Annotated in this window: 11 protein-coding genes and 1 pseudogene; 9 read left to right on the top strand and 3 right to left on the bottom strand. The window is 64.2% G+C overall.

Going from position 1 to position 12,666, the window contains the following annotated elements; all coding sequences use genetic code 11:
• Positions 1 to 75 precede the first annotated feature (75 nt).
• The 6 genes from MON03_RS14075 to MON03_RS14050 all read left to right on the top strand — a co-directional run bounded on the left by MON03_RS14075 (position 76) and on the right by MON03_RS14050 (position 4,746).
• A complete protein-coding gene (locus MON03_RS14075; protein ID WP_175327306.1) occupies positions 76 to 945 on the top strand; it encodes a hypothetical protein in 870 nt (289 codons plus the stop codon).
• A gap of 87 nt (positions 946 to 1,032) precedes the next feature.
• Positions 1,033 to 1,629: a TetR/AcrR family transcriptional regulator gene (locus MON03_RS14070; protein WP_242089047.1), complete on the top strand. Its 597-nt coding sequence runs from the start codon at positions 1,033 to 1,035 to the stop codon at positions 1,627 to 1,629.
• On the top strand, positions 1,626 to 2,261 hold the full coding sequence (locus MON03_RS14065; protein ID WP_175327307.1) for a zinc ribbon domain-containing protein: 636 nt from the start codon (positions 1,626 to 1,628) through the stop codon (positions 2,259 to 2,261). The genes MON03_RS14070 and MON03_RS14065 overlap by 4 nt, the downstream gene beginning before the upstream one ends.
• Positions 2,262 to 2,301: 40 nt before the next feature.
• Complete coding sequence (locus MON03_RS14060; protein ID WP_242089046.1) at positions 2,302 to 2,808, top strand: hypothetical protein; 507 nt, start codon at positions 2,302 to 2,304, stop codon at positions 2,806 to 2,808.
• Between the two features lie 371 nt (positions 2,809 to 3,179).
• Positions 3,180 to 4,322 (top strand): ATP-binding protein, encoded by a 1,143-nt coding sequence (locus MON03_RS14055; protein ID WP_031272284.1) that lies wholly within the window; start codon positions 3,180 to 3,182, stop codon positions 4,320 to 4,322.
• A 79-nt stretch (positions 4,323 to 4,401) separates the two neighbouring features.
• Positions 4,402 to 4,746 (top strand): histone-like nucleoid-structuring protein Lsr2, encoded by a 345-nt coding sequence (locus MON03_RS14050; protein ID WP_022902178.1) that lies wholly within the window; start codon positions 4,402 to 4,404, stop codon positions 4,744 to 4,746.
• A 601-nt stretch (positions 4,747 to 5,347) separates the two neighbouring features.
• Here the strand turns inward: MON03_RS14050 and MON03_RS14045 are convergent.
• Positions 5,348 to 5,647 (bottom strand): hypothetical protein, encoded by a 300-nt coding sequence (locus tag MON03_RS14045; RefSeq protein ID WP_148286028.1) that lies wholly within the window; start codon positions 5,645 to 5,647, stop codon positions 5,348 to 5,350.
• Positions 5,647 to 8,058, bottom strand: coding sequence for a hypothetical protein (locus tag MON03_RS14040; protein WP_148286029.1), 2,412 nt, complete (start codon positions 8,056 to 8,058; stop codon positions 5,647 to 5,649). The genes MON03_RS14045 and MON03_RS14040 overlap by 1 nt, the downstream gene beginning before the upstream one ends.
• Before the next feature lie 360 nt (positions 8,059 to 8,418).
• Between MON03_RS14040 and MON03_RS14035 the strand changes: the two are divergent.
• The 3 genes and pseudogenes from MON03_RS14035 (at position 8,419) to MON03_RS14025 (ending at position 11,961) form a co-directional block, all read left to right on the top strand.
• Positions 8,419 to 9,569, top strand: a pseudogene (locus tag MON03_RS14035) (IS3 family transposase).
• Between the two features lie 19 nt (positions 9,570 to 9,588).
• Positions 9,589 to 10,623 (top strand): RHS repeat-associated core domain-containing protein, encoded by a 1,035-nt coding sequence (locus MON03_RS14030; RefSeq protein WP_502798700.1) that lies wholly within the window; start codon positions 9,589 to 9,591, stop codon positions 10,621 to 10,623.
• Positions 10,624 to 11,559: 936 nt separating this feature from the next.
• A complete protein-coding gene (locus MON03_RS14025) occupies positions 11,560 to 11,961 on the top strand; it encodes a hypothetical protein (RefSeq protein WP_175327280.1) in 402 nt (133 codons plus the stop codon).
• Between the two features lie 106 nt (positions 11,962 to 12,067).
• On the opposite strand, the gene MON03_RS14020 is transcribed toward MON03_RS14025, so the two are convergent.
• Complete coding sequence (locus tag MON03_RS14020) at positions 12,068 to 12,493, bottom strand: PRC-barrel domain-containing protein (protein ID WP_022902186.1); 426 nt, start codon at positions 12,491 to 12,493, stop codon at positions 12,068 to 12,070.
• Between the last annotated feature and the right edge of the window lie 173 nt (positions 12,494 to 12,666).

The raw sequence follows: 12,666 nt of genomic DNA, 5'->3' as shown, positions 1-12,666 counted from the left end.
GGTCTAAGCCCCGCCTCTCCCGCTTGCCAGGATCGCTGCACGCCCCCAGTCGTCCCCATAGCCACAGGAGCGTCCATGCCCGGCAAGGCTGCCGTTCAATACATCCACAACTCGGCCTGCGAGAGCGCAGCACAGGCAAGCTGCCACTGCTTCTGTCATGGCGCAGGACACCAGAACGATCTGGTTGTCCGCGCCGCGAAGTGCGGTACCACCGCGGACTTCGCGGCCCTCGAAGCGGACCTCGAAGGCATCTTCGGCGGCTTTCACGCGAGCTTCCGCGACGTCACAACACCCACTCGCGGGGCTCGACGAGTGCTCGACCCCGCCGATGCCGCTTCAACCGGGCACGCTGTCGGACGCGGTGCCACCTGGTACGAAACGCTGATCGTTGACGAGAGCCTGCACACACTCTTCCTGCAGGTCGCCACCACAAGTCAGGCCGCCTCCCGAGGGGACCGTAACGCCCGAGAAGCATTCGTCGAACGGATCACAAGTGGCGCGATCAGCGTCGTTGGATCCGCGACCCCAGTAGCAACCCTCGCCGACTCCCATGTATGGTGCTCAATCGTTTCCGAATACCTCGCCGGACTCCTTGCACGCACGCAAGCTTCACCGCTCCCTCCGGTCTTCGACGACATCTGCTACCCACGCCTGAAGCTCGGACGCCGCCCAGGCGCGCTCCCGAGAGTTCAGACCGCAGGGCTTGCGCACCTGGCAGCGGAAAGTGCGGTCTCCTCGCTCACCGGGTCGGTACAAGAGGAGCTGATGCGCCTCGTCGCGGCAGCGACCTGCCCCGACCTCTGGCACCACCCAGCTGTCGTGCGCTTCGCCATCCAGCCGGTCGTCACCGCCAGCACCTGGTCACCCGCGCACTCGACAACCATCGTCACAGCAGCAGACGTCCAGCAGTTAGAGCGTCGCTGGGCACGCAACCACCATTGGTGAACCACTTCGGGGGAAGCCCCTCTCGACACGGTGCAGGGCTTCTGCCAGAGTGTTATCGTCCGATAGCACTGGGGAGGATCGCCAGCGATGCGTGCCCGTCGTCCCCCTGCACGAAACGAGGAACTCCTCGACGCGGCGATGACGGCGTTCGCTGCCCGCGGCTACTTCGGCACCACTACCGCGCAGGTTGCAGCCTCGATGGGGGTGTCGCAGCCCTACGTCATTCAGACGTTCGGGTCCAAGCGTGAACTGTTCCTCCGCACCCACGCGCATGCCGGCTCCCGCATCGTCGCGGCCTTCCGGGCAGCAGCGAACGGCAGCGAGACGTTTGTGCCGGCATCGTTGGGAGCCGCCTACGTGCGACTGGTCCGGTCGGATCTAGCGGCGGTACTCGTCCACGCGCACGCGTTCTCCGCAGCCCCGGCTGAACCCGCGATCGCGGCCGAGGCACGACGGCTCTTCGAGGAGATCACGGCGACGATCCGTGCTGCCGGCGCGACCATCCCGGAGGCGGCCGCGTTCCTGAGCCGCGGCATGCTCATCAACAACCTGCTGCTCATGGACGCCGCGAACGCGTCCGCGTCCGCCGACGCCGACGTGCTCGCGATCGTCGAAGCGATCCTCGGGCCGTCCGACCAGATTCCGCACGGAACCGATCCGTCGACCGATGAAGGACCGCGATGACCGAGCACGTCCCGTTCACCGACAACGTCACCGACCTCTCCAACGAGGACGGCTACCAGTTCGAGTTCCGCTGCGAACGCTGCGGCAACGGCTTCCGCTCCGCCTTCCGACGAGACCTCCGTTCGACGGGGCAGAAACTCGCGCGGGGACTGAGCGGCTTCCTCGGTGGCCCGCTCGCCCAGGCCGGCTACATGGCCGACCGGCTCCTCGATCGTGGGACGAATTCCCCGGCGAAGGACGAGGCGCTCCGCGCTGCGACCGCCGAGATCGCGCCGCGCTTCCACCAGTGTCGAGGATGCGGCGACTGGGTCTGCGGGGACGGGTGCTGGAACAACGACGTCGGACAGTGCGCCCGCTGCTCCCCCGTCGTCGTCGAGGAGCTCGCCAGGCTCCAGGCGGAAGCCCGCCGCACGCAGATGCAGCAGCGGCTCGAGTCCGTCGACCTGGTCGGCAGCACCCCGCTCGGGCAGCAGGCGCAGCCGAGGTGTCCCGCCTGCGGCGCGCAGACCCACGGCGGGAAGTTCTGCACGGACTGCGGCGCCCCTCTGACGACCGCCCGCGCGTGCACGGGCTGCGGCACCGACCTCGCCCAGGGCGCACGGTTCTGCGCCGAGTGCGGAACGGCGGCCTGACATGACGGCGTCCCGGGCCCGTTGGACGACCGTTGTCGCGGTGGCCCTGGTTGCGGCGCTGGCCGGGTGCACCACGACCGGCGCGACCAAAGGTCCGACCGCGACGAGCTCCGACCGTCCCACGGCCCGCATACCGTCGATCCCATCGACCGACACCGCTGCGTCATCGACGGCGTCGGCAGCGTCGGCAGCGTCGGACGAGGACCGCGTCGCCACGTTCTGTGCTGCGAACGCTGCGGCAGCTAGGGCGGTCAGGGGCACGGTTGCCGAGGACATCGCCGCACGGCGCGCGCAGGCCGAAGCCACCCGGGAGCTGCTCCCTGTCTTGGACGCGTCCGCGCAGGTTACAGCGGGAGCGAAGAAGTTCGCCGCGGCCGCGGACGAAACCGTCACGATTCTGCGTAACTTCCCGCCGGAGAGCAAGGTGTCCGACGTCGGCACCGATCCGCGATTCCTCCGATCGGTCGCACTGCAAGCCGCTGCCAGCGACGAGGACTACCGAGCCTTCCTCGAGTGGGTTCTCAAGACGTGCGCGGCCGCGTACTGATCGTCCCATCTGTCCTCGAGGTCTCCAGCGCCCGATGCCCCGGTGCTCACGCGAGCATGAACAACCTAACTGCCACCGTGTCCGTCGTCCTCGGAGGCATCGGCAGAGCTAGCGCTTGCGCACTCAGCGGAGCCTCGAAGCGCCCGCGCGATCTTCCGCCTCCGTCGGGAGCGTTGACATCAGACACCACTTGCATCGCGCCGCCCAGACCGGCCGCACAGACTCTGCAACAAGCCATTGCAACATTCGACCAGCGTGCCGAGCATCCGCCCGGCACGCTAAGACCGAGGGGCGTGTGAGGCTGGGCTACCGCCCAGCTGCGATACTTTGTTATGAACGCACCGTTTCATAACGACCCATCGAGGATGTTGATGCAGCCAAGCCCCTACACGCCAGGCGAGGTCGCCCGCTCCGTCCCAGGTCGCGCCCAGCAGCTCGCGGAAGTCGACGAGCGCTTGTCAACGCTGATCGATCTCGGGCGGCTCGTCGGTCGGATCAGAGTCGATCACGCGGCCCGTGGGTTCGGGAAGACGTCCCTCCTCCGCGAGTATCAGCGACATGCTGCTGCCCGCGGGGCCACAACCGTGTGGGTGACCGCTGGCGAAGAGCAGGGGCTCGTCACGCAGATCGCGGCAGAGCTCCGGCGCGTCACGGACGGGTTTGGCGACAAGACTCGTGCGGCGTTGCGCAGCAGGATCGAGACACTGCAGCTCTCGGTCGGGGTTCCGGGCATCGCGACCGCAACCGGGACCTTCCATCCCGCGAACAACGCCGACGGTGACCAGTCCGGAGCGCGGGCACTCGAGGCCGTCATCAAGGCCGCCACCACGGAGGTGCCCTTAGTGGTCCTCATCGACGAGATCCAGTCCGCCGACCCGGCCGGGCTCCGCACCCTCGTGTACGCGTGGCAGCACCTCCAAGCAGAGGGCGTCGACGTGCCCGCCGCTGTCTTCGCTGCGGGCCTGCCCAACGCGCCCGAAACCATTGCGAGCATCGTCACGTTCAGTGAGCGCCTCGCGTATCGGCCCCTCGGACCGCTGCACCGGGACGCGGAAGAACTAGCCCTGATCGGACCCGCCCGCGCCCTTGGCGTGCACTGGAGCCAGGGCGCCGTGGACCGGGCGCTCGAGATCGCGCAGGGGTACCCGTATTCAGTGCAACTCATCGCTGACGCCGCATGGACAGTCGCAGGACGACCCAACCCAGGCGGCGTTATCGACGTGGGCGCGGTCGAGCGCGGCCATATCGCCATGCAAGCCGATCTCGATGCCCTGTTCCGCGCACGGTGGGCCGTGTGCTCGCCCGCCGAGCGGCGCATGCTGACCGCGATGGCGAACCTCGGCGACGGGCCTGTGCCTCGATCCGCAATCGCGGAGGCTTTGCATACGGGCAGTAATCAACTCTCCACGCCCCGCGCTCGGCTGATTGATAAGGGACTCATCCAGCCGGCCGATCGTGGCATGCTTGAATTCACGATTCCCGGATTCGGGGCGTTCGTCCACAACAACGAGTAGCAGCACTCTACGCCTCAATGCGGACATATGCACGCCGATGTGTCAAGCTATGCGTGTAACCCTGATTGGAGCTTGAATAATGGCGCAGAAAGTCACCACGCATCTCGTCGACGACCTCACCGGCGACACCATTGAAGACGGCAAGGGCCAAACGGTTACCTTCGGTTTCGACGGTAGCAACTATGAGATCGACCTCACCGACGACAACGCCGACGCGCTGCGCGAAGCGTTCTCGGACTACGTCGCTGCCGCTCGCAAGGTGAGTGGCCGGTCGGGCCGAACCACCGGCGGCAGTGCCCCGAAGCGCGGGAACGCAGAGGAGCTCGCGAAGATCCGCGAGTGGGCGAACGCAAACGGCCACGATGTCTCCTCCCGCGGCCGCATCAGCCAGGCTGTCCGCGACGCGTACGACGCCGCACACTGACGCCACTCCCCCACGCGCAACAGCCGACCACCCCTCGAGGTGGTCGGCTGTTCTCGTTCTCACCGATACGGCAGAGTCATGGCAGCTGACTTCTCTCCGAGCAGATCATTCGGGCGAGGCGACAAAAGTCACTCAATCCCCCCCAACTCGTCGATTCGTTCCTTCGCTCGACCAAGCGGTCGATTGCATCGAGCGAGATAATCGGCCACGAGGCTCATCAATGGTACGGCGATCATGATTAGCCACAACCACCCCGGAAAACGCCAACCCCAAGCCTTAAAAAGAATTGCTGCTGATGGATAAAGCACTATTTAACACCCAAGAAAGGCCCACCCTTGGATGCCGACTACTGCGTGTATTTTTCTCATGATCCTCGATCAGGCTGCCTGGTCGAATAATAATCGACTCCGCCGTCGTTGCACAAACGCTTCAATTTGAAATCCGAAGTACGAAGCGGGCTGCTCAATCGGGCTCTCCCAGCCTGTACTAGATCCAACCTTTGTGTAGTGCCGGAGTTCGAGAAATGTCCATCGATGCTGTCCAGAAGAGATGTGCTGGGTCATCTCGTTATTCACCATGTGGCGAATCCGCCCCCGTGTGTTTATCGAATATCGCGATTCTCACCCCACCCGAAAGTGCTGGTAGCAATGAAGTCCGCTAGTTCGGAGCGGAACCTCTCGGCATAGGCAGGTGCTGATTCCGCTGCAGAAAGATTGAAGATAAACAAATCGTCCGGAAACAAAACGTGCACAAGATCACCGTCCGCAACCGTTGAGGTTGACGTCAATTGGGCGCCGGACGAATCAGCGAACTCGAGCTGCATAGTCTCTCGCTCTTCAGTGCTGAGTAAGAGCTTTAGTACGCTTTCAGCTTGAGGTTGCAGTTCATAAATCTTGGTCATTAGTAATGCTTATTCGTGATTGTAAATGCCCCCCACGTGTCTACATATGCGGTACCAGTCTCAAATCCTCTTACGGCAGGGAATGAGACATAGTCATAATAACTTACGTAGTGTCCCACTGTGGGTCCCGTGATTGATCCGTGAAAATGGTATGTGCAATGCTCATAGTGCTTAGCGTTTTGACTTGACTGTCTAGTGGTGTGATCCCACCACTGCAGGCCTATTTCTGTGGCGTTACCAATTGCGGCTTGGCACTGAGTAACAGAAATAAGGAAACCCCAAGCTGTAATGTTTGGCGACGAGCAAAGTCTTCGAAGCGAGAAGGTGGCCTCGTATGCAGTGTAAAGATACTTATGGTCACACCTCAGACCGCCGCCCTTTGGTCCTTGAACGGACGCAAGCTGCATGGTCTGCGCCGACCGCCAGCCGCCCACGTCGCCAACCTTAGGCTGCCGGACCACGGAGGACGCGAGGGAGACAGTAGGTGCCCGCCCGCTGTCACTTGCCGCGTTCGCATCAGCCTGGTCGACGGTGCTGTAAGAAGACGCATCATCAGGCTTGCCCGTATCATTAGTTACGGAGCTGTCGGCCAGGAACGTGGACGGCGGTGTAGTGAAGTCGCCTGTCTGGCCGCCCATATCGGCAGTTACGGTGGCGGTCCAACTGTAAGTCTCGCCGCTTACGAGCACTCCCTGGGGGATAGGCCATTCGCCGTACTGATCCCCACTTGTAGTGATTGGTGCTACTGAGGTATCAGTGCCATGCCACACTTTGTAGTTGTAGACGGCATTGCTTGGGAGTCCGACATCCTCCGTCCAAACCGATAGTTCTGGGTTGAGCGACACACTATCGCCGTCTGCGGGCATGTTCGATGTGTTGACCGTAGTCCAGTCACCAAACGTGGCAAACCACTGAGTAGAGCTAACGATGCCATCAGACTGGTCTTGATAGACAGCCAGCGTGTGATTCCCGGCCGTTCCCGAAACGTGAACCGAGACGCTCGTTGGTGCAGTTTCAGAGAGGTTCGCGGTGACTTCGTCGTTGTCGTCGAGGATGTACGAGACGGTTTCACCTGAGTGGTCAGCGGGTCGCGCAACAATGGTGCAATCGATGCCGTCGCTAGGTACCGACTTGAGCCAGGAGCCAACGGTCGCGTCTGGGCAAGAAATCGTTGCGGGTCCAAGCTTCGAATACCAACCCTGCACATCTACAATGTAGTTTGACGCGTCGGCGATGTTACGAAGCGCGATCTTGCCGTTGTCTCCGAGGGGAACGGTGATGGTGTTGGTTCGGATGTCGTCGGCTTGGAAGTTGATCGCGGTCGTGCCGGGATTGGTAGTTCCGTCGGCGTACACCTGGGCGTAGCCAGCACTGCCCGCGTGGGAGACGATCAGCGTCAGCGTCACCGCGGTGATCCCAGAGCCCATGACAGGCACGCCGCCCTTGCCGGCAATCTGAATGGACCGGGTTTCACTCTTCGCCAGTGCCGTGTTCCCGGTCGCCCTGGAGTCGTATGCGCGCCCATAGGAGGGGGTGAAGTTCGCGCCACTCGTACCGGCGGCGGTGAAGTAGCCCTGCAGGTCGATGACCAGGTTCACGGTCGATGAGCCATTCGCGATGGTGATCTTCCCGTCCGAGGACAGGGGCACCTGCGCTTGCATCGCTGTGGTGATGGACGGGGCGTAGTGCAGCGCGTTCTGCGGCTTCGTCGAACCGGTGGCGTAGGGGGTGAGGTAGCCGTCGCTGCTGGTGCTGTTGATGGCGAGGAGATTCACCACCACACCCGACGCCCCGGACGGGACCCCGTTGGAGCCGGTGATCTGTACGTCGACGCTGCCCCCGGGGGCGATCGTCGCCTTGGTGGCTCCGAGGCCGGAGCGGGTGTCGACGATGCGCTTCGCGACCGGCACGAACCCGCCCGCGGCGGTGCCGTCCGTGTTCGCGGTGTAGTAGCCCTGCACGTCTAGGATCAGCCGGGCACTGGTCTCGGTCATTACCTGGATCGTGCCGTCAGCACCGACTGCGATGGTGGCGCTGTTGGAGGTGTACTGGCCGGAGACGCCGTTGTAGATCAGCATCGTCGTCCGACCCGAGTTGGCATCGGGCCGACCGAACAACGTGCCGGCGCCGCTCGAGGATCCGACCGTTGCGTTCAACGACACCGCGCCCACGGAACCATCAGTCGGCAGCCCTGCAAGACCGGTCACCTTGATGGTCCGATACGTGCCCGCTTCCATCGGCGTACTGAAGCCGCCGGTGCCCGTCTTCGTGTCGAGAATGCGGCCCGTCGCGGGAACGAACACGCCACCCGTCCCGGTGTCGTTCAATGCATGCACTGGTGTGGCCGCCAGGAGTGATGCGATGAGTGCGACCGCGGCGAGGACTGCGGCAGCCAGGCTGCGCTTCCTCATCCGCGGAGCGTGCAGGACTGGTCGCACGAGACCCCCTCTTTGAGTGAACGGCACGGATTGCTGTTCGTCCTCGCAGCGTAGGAGCAGCGCAGCCTGCGCAACGCGTCACCCAAACGAGGGCCGGGAACTAAAACCCTGGTCAAGTGCGGTCGTACCGGAACGGTATGAGTGATCGTTCACCGAATATCGCTCTGTCGGAGGAAGGGGTGGCCGATCGGCCATCGCCTCACGATGCCTCGTCGTGACAGGTTCGGTCGCCGTTTCGCGAGGTCAACTACTCAACGACTGAGACGGGACTGCTGTCGGTTCGGTTGACTCCTGACCTGTGGGGACGTGGTCCTCGCTGGAAGGATGTCGATCATGGCCAAGCCTTATCCGGAGGAGTTCCGACGCGACGTGATCGCGGTCGCGCGACGGGGTGAGATCCCGTTGACGCAGGTCGCGAAGGACTTCGGGATCTCCGAGGGGACCGTGACGAACTGGCTGCGTCGAGCCGACATCGACGACGGGGTTCGGTCTGGGACCACGACGACCGAGAACGTCGAGCTGTGAGAGCTTCGGAAACGGAACCGGCTGCTAGAGCAGGAGAACGAGATCCTCCGCCGTGCCGCCGCGTATCTCTCCCAAGCGCACCTCCCAAAATGATGTACCCGCTGGTCCGTGAACTCGCCGCCGACCGGATCCCGGTCGCGGTGACCTGCCGGGTGCTGGGCTTCTCGAAGCAGGCGTACTACGCCTGGCGAAAGGACCCGGTGAGTCGTCGTGATTGGGAGAACGCGCACCTGACCAACGCCGCCGTCGATGCGCACCGTGACGACCCGACGTTCGGGTACCGGTTCATCGCCGACGACCTCGCCGCCGCCGGCCACCGAGTCTCGGAGCGACGCGTGTGGCGGTTGTGCTCGCAGCAGCGGCTCTGGTCATTGCATGCCAAGAAACGGGGACTGACTCGGAAAGCGGGCCCGCCGGTGCACGATGACCGGGTCCGGCGGGCATTCACCGCCCCGGACCTGGACCGGCTGTGGTTGACCGACATCACCGAGCACAACACGGCCGAGGGCAAGCTATATCTCTGCGCCGTCAAGGACGCCTGCTCCCGCCGCATCGTCGGCTACTCGATCGACGCCCGGATGCGGTCCTCCCTCGCGGTTGCGGCGCTGCAAATGGCGATCTCGCGCCGGAACCCGTCCGGCACGGTCGTCCACTCGGACAGGGGCAGTCAATTTCGTTCCAAACGGTTCGTTCGGGCGCTCTCTGACGCCGGGCTCCTGGGGTCGATGGGCAGGGTCGGCGCGTGCGCGGACAACGCGGCGATGGAGTCCTTCTTCGCGCTCCTGCAGAAGAACGTCCTCAACCGGCGCCGGTGGGCGTCGCGGGAGCAGCTGCGCCTCGCGATCGTGCACTGGATCGAGGGCACCTACCACCGGAAACGTCGGCAACGCGGGCTCGGGAAGTTGACGCCCATCGAGTACGAAGCAATCATCAACCCACAGGTCGCACTCGCGGCCTAAATCAACGAGTCAACCGAACCTGCAGCAGTCCCACCCGACGAACTGGGCGTTCACGTACGACGACGCTGGCAACCGCACCGAAGCCAAGGCCACCAACGCGACCACCAGTGCCGTGATCAGTGACCAGAAGCTGACCTACAACGCCGTCTCGCAGATCACCACGGACGGGTACACGTACGACGGGACCGGCAACCTCACCAAGGCGCCGGGGGAAACGTACACGTACAACGGGGCGCAGCAGCTGACCTCGTCCACGAAGGACGGGGTGAAGACCAGCTACGAGTACGCCGGCGCGGACATGAACAAGCTGCTCTGGCAGTCCACGGACGGGGGAGCGGAATACGGTTACACGTATGGCACCACCGACTCCAACGGTGTTCCCGTGATCGCTACCCGCGAGCAGATCGGCACCGGCACCGCATCAGTGCTGACCGACCCGGTCACCGGGCAGCCACTCGACCTCCGCACCAGCGACAACGTCACCAGCGTCTACGTCCTCGACGGCATCGGGAACCCGACCACGTCGATCGCCGACACGGGCAAGATCGCCTACCAGGTGTCCTACGACCCCTACGGTTCCGAGACCGTCACCAAGGGTGGGACCAGCGCGCAGTGGCAGCAGAACCCGTACGGGTACAAGACCGGCCTCCGCTCCAGCAACAGCGACAGTGGTATCACGAAGTTCGGGTACCGGTGGTTGTCCGCCACGACCGGCACATGGATCGAGCGGGACACCCTTGATGCGCCCCTCGACCCAAACAATGCCAATCGCTACGCGTTCGTTGGATGCGACCCCATCAACGGGTCCGACCCGACTGGGAGGGCTTGTAAGTCAGGCGCGTCCACCTTTGGCGCGGTGCTTGCCATCGCCGGCGTCGTTGCGCTCGGGACGGGCGTTGTGGCAGCAAGTATCGTTGCTGGAGCCGCGGCGGCTCCAGTGACAGGAGGGGTGAGCGCCGCTGCGGGCGCAGCGGCAGCAGTAGAAGGGATTAGCTTCACCGTCGGAGCAATCAGCACCATCACTGGTGGCGTTCTCGCGGTGGGATGTTTGTGATTAATATGACGAAAAGACTGCTAATCCACAGTGTGATTACCGCCTTGCTTTGTTTGCTGATGGTCATTGTCGGTGTGGTGCTTATTGTTCACAATCAAATAATCATCGGATGCGTGCTTTCCGGGCTAGCTGCGGTGGTCGGCGTGCTCGCAGCTCTCAATGCTCGTCGCTTACGTTCGCGACGCCCTGGTGAGAACGCGTAGGCAGGACGGCGACTCGACCGTGATCAGCGAGCCGGTGACGGGGGGGGGGGGGGCAGCCGTTGGACTTGCAGGCCACTGACGGTGCCACGAGCATGTGGGTCGTCGACGGGATTGGCAACCGGCATCGCATCCTTCGCACTCGCCGGCGCTGCGCTCGTCCTGTCGACCTTCACCGGTAGCCTGACGATCCCGATCGCAGCTGGAGTGCTTGGCGTGAGGGTCGTTCCTCACGGGGGTGACGTCCACTGCATTCGGGATCTACTACCTCTCGTCAGACGGGAACTGCTAACTTATGACAGACGGCACCCCTTATCCCCAGCAGGTTAAAAGATTCTGGGCGAGCGTTTGGGTGAGCGGCCTGATTCTCGCGCCGATCCTGCTCGTCGTGGCAGGAGCGCCTTGGGGGCTACCGCTGCTCATTGTGGGAGCAATCTGTACGGTCGGATTCGCCGTCGGTCGGGTCGTGTTCAAGAGGCGAGTGCCGTCTTAACGCGGTAGCAAAGCCCGGCGTCGACAGAGCGGCGGCACTTCTTCTCGAGAAGTGCCGCCGCTCCTGTCGGCCGGCACCCAATGCGTCTTGAACCGGCGCCGCGAGGCCCCTGCCACGAGGTCGATGTCCGGCTTTACTGCCAGATTGCTTGTCCTGATGCGAGCAGTATCTCGATAGTCGATCCGCCACTGAGACGGGTTGATGGTGCGAGCGTCGGCGGACAAGGTCCGGCACACTGTCGCCATGAAGCAGGACGACGCAGACGATCTCTTCCCGCTCGGGCGCCCTGACCGCCACACGCTCTCGATCCACACTCCTGCAGGTTGGAAGGATCTCGCAGTCACCCTGACGTTGTTCGGTCTGACCCTGCCGATGCTCGCTGTCGGCTGGTTCGGCGTCGTGCTCTCGATGATGGCCTTCGACGCCTGTGCTGGTGGGGGTTGCAACGACACCGCCGGATCGGTCGCCTGGATCGGATTCCCGATCGCGGCCGTCGTCAGCATCGCGCTCTGGGCGTCGCTTGCTGAACGCCGCCGGCGTGCCCGTCGTCGCGCATGGATGTGCGGAGCGGCAGCGGTCCTCACCATCGTCGCCCTGTTCGCTCTCGCTGCAACGGTCGTCCACTTCGCCGCGCAGCCCGACTGAGTTGTGCGCTCATGGGTGCCGGAAGCGTGCATCGAGCAGCATCGGACAGGCCGCTGGCCGGTCGGCGGCCGGCACGCCGGGGTGCAGAGGGAAGTGCTGACGCCGGTCACGCCGGCGGCGTCGTCCCCGCCCCCTCGGTGTCGTCCGTGCCCGGCAGACCGGTCCCGGCCTGGTCGAGGTTCTCGTCCCGGTCGCCCATGTCACCGGTCGCCTTGCCGACCGGTGACAGCCCGAAGTGCTTGCGCACAGCGTTCGCCTCGGCAGGGGACAGGGTGTTCCCGGGTCCGATCGAGGGCGCACCCTTGATCGCGTCCTTCGTGTACCCGACGTGCAGGTCTCCGCCGTCGAGGGTGGCGTCCTCGACCGGGACGAGCGCGTGGTGCCTCCCGAGCAACCCGGTCGCGACGCTGACGTAGGCGGCGCTGCCGTCCTCGTCGGAGGGGAACACCTGTGTGACCTTGCCGACCGTCGCGCCCTCGCGATCACGGACCGTCGCGCTCTCGATCTGGTGGATGTCGCTCTTCGAGATCATGGAGGCAGTCAACGCCGTCCGCCTGACGCTTCGCAGGCGCCGAGCACGGACCGCTGAGCACGGACCGCTGAGCACGGACCGCTGAGCACGGACCGCTGAGCACGGACCGCTGAGCACGGACCGCTGAGCACGGACCGCCGAGCGCCGAGGACGCACCGCCATCAGCGGCCGCG

This window comes from Curtobacterium sp. DN_7.5, assembly GCF_022655355.1.
GTDB classification, from domain to species: Bacteria; Actinomycetota; Actinomycetes; order Actinomycetales; family Microbacteriaceae; genus Curtobacterium; species Curtobacterium luteum.
The sequence above is the reverse complement of the archived record's forward strand: the minus strand, read 5'-3'. Positions and strand labels throughout refer to the sequence as shown.

Coding starts and splice junctions, on each gene's coding strand:
- MON03_RS14025 (WP_175327280.1), top strand. CDS start 11,560: ATGAAGCAGGACGACGCAGACGATCTCTTCCCGCTCGGGCGCCCTGAC.
- MON03_RS14045 (WP_148286028.1), bottom strand. CDS start 5,647: ATGACCAAGATTTATGAACTGCAACCTCAAGCTGAAAGCGTACTAAAG.
- MON03_RS14055 (WP_031272284.1), top strand. CDS start 3,180: ATGCAGCCAAGCCCCTACACGCCAGGCGAGGTCGCCCGCTCCGTCCCA.
- MON03_RS14040 (WP_148286029.1), bottom strand. CDS start 8,058: ATGAGGAAGCGCAGCCTGGCTGCCGCAGTCCTCGCCGCGGTCGCACTC.
- MON03_RS14075 (WP_175327306.1), top strand. CDS start 76: ATGCCCGGCAAGGCTGCCGTTCAATACATCCACAACTCGGCCTGCGAG.
- MON03_RS14050 (WP_022902178.1), top strand. CDS start 4,402: ATGGCGCAGAAAGTCACCACGCATCTCGTCGACGACCTCACCGGCGAC.
- MON03_RS14020 (WP_022902186.1), bottom strand. CDS start 12,493: ATGATCTCGAAGAGCGACATCCACCAGATCGAGAGCGCGACGGTCCGT.
- MON03_RS14070 (WP_242089047.1), top strand. CDS start 1,033: ATGCGTGCCCGTCGTCCCCCTGCACGAAACGAGGAACTCCTCGACGCG.
- MON03_RS14065 (WP_175327307.1), top strand. CDS start 1,626: ATGACCGAGCACGTCCCGTTCACCGACAACGTCACCGACCTCTCCAAC.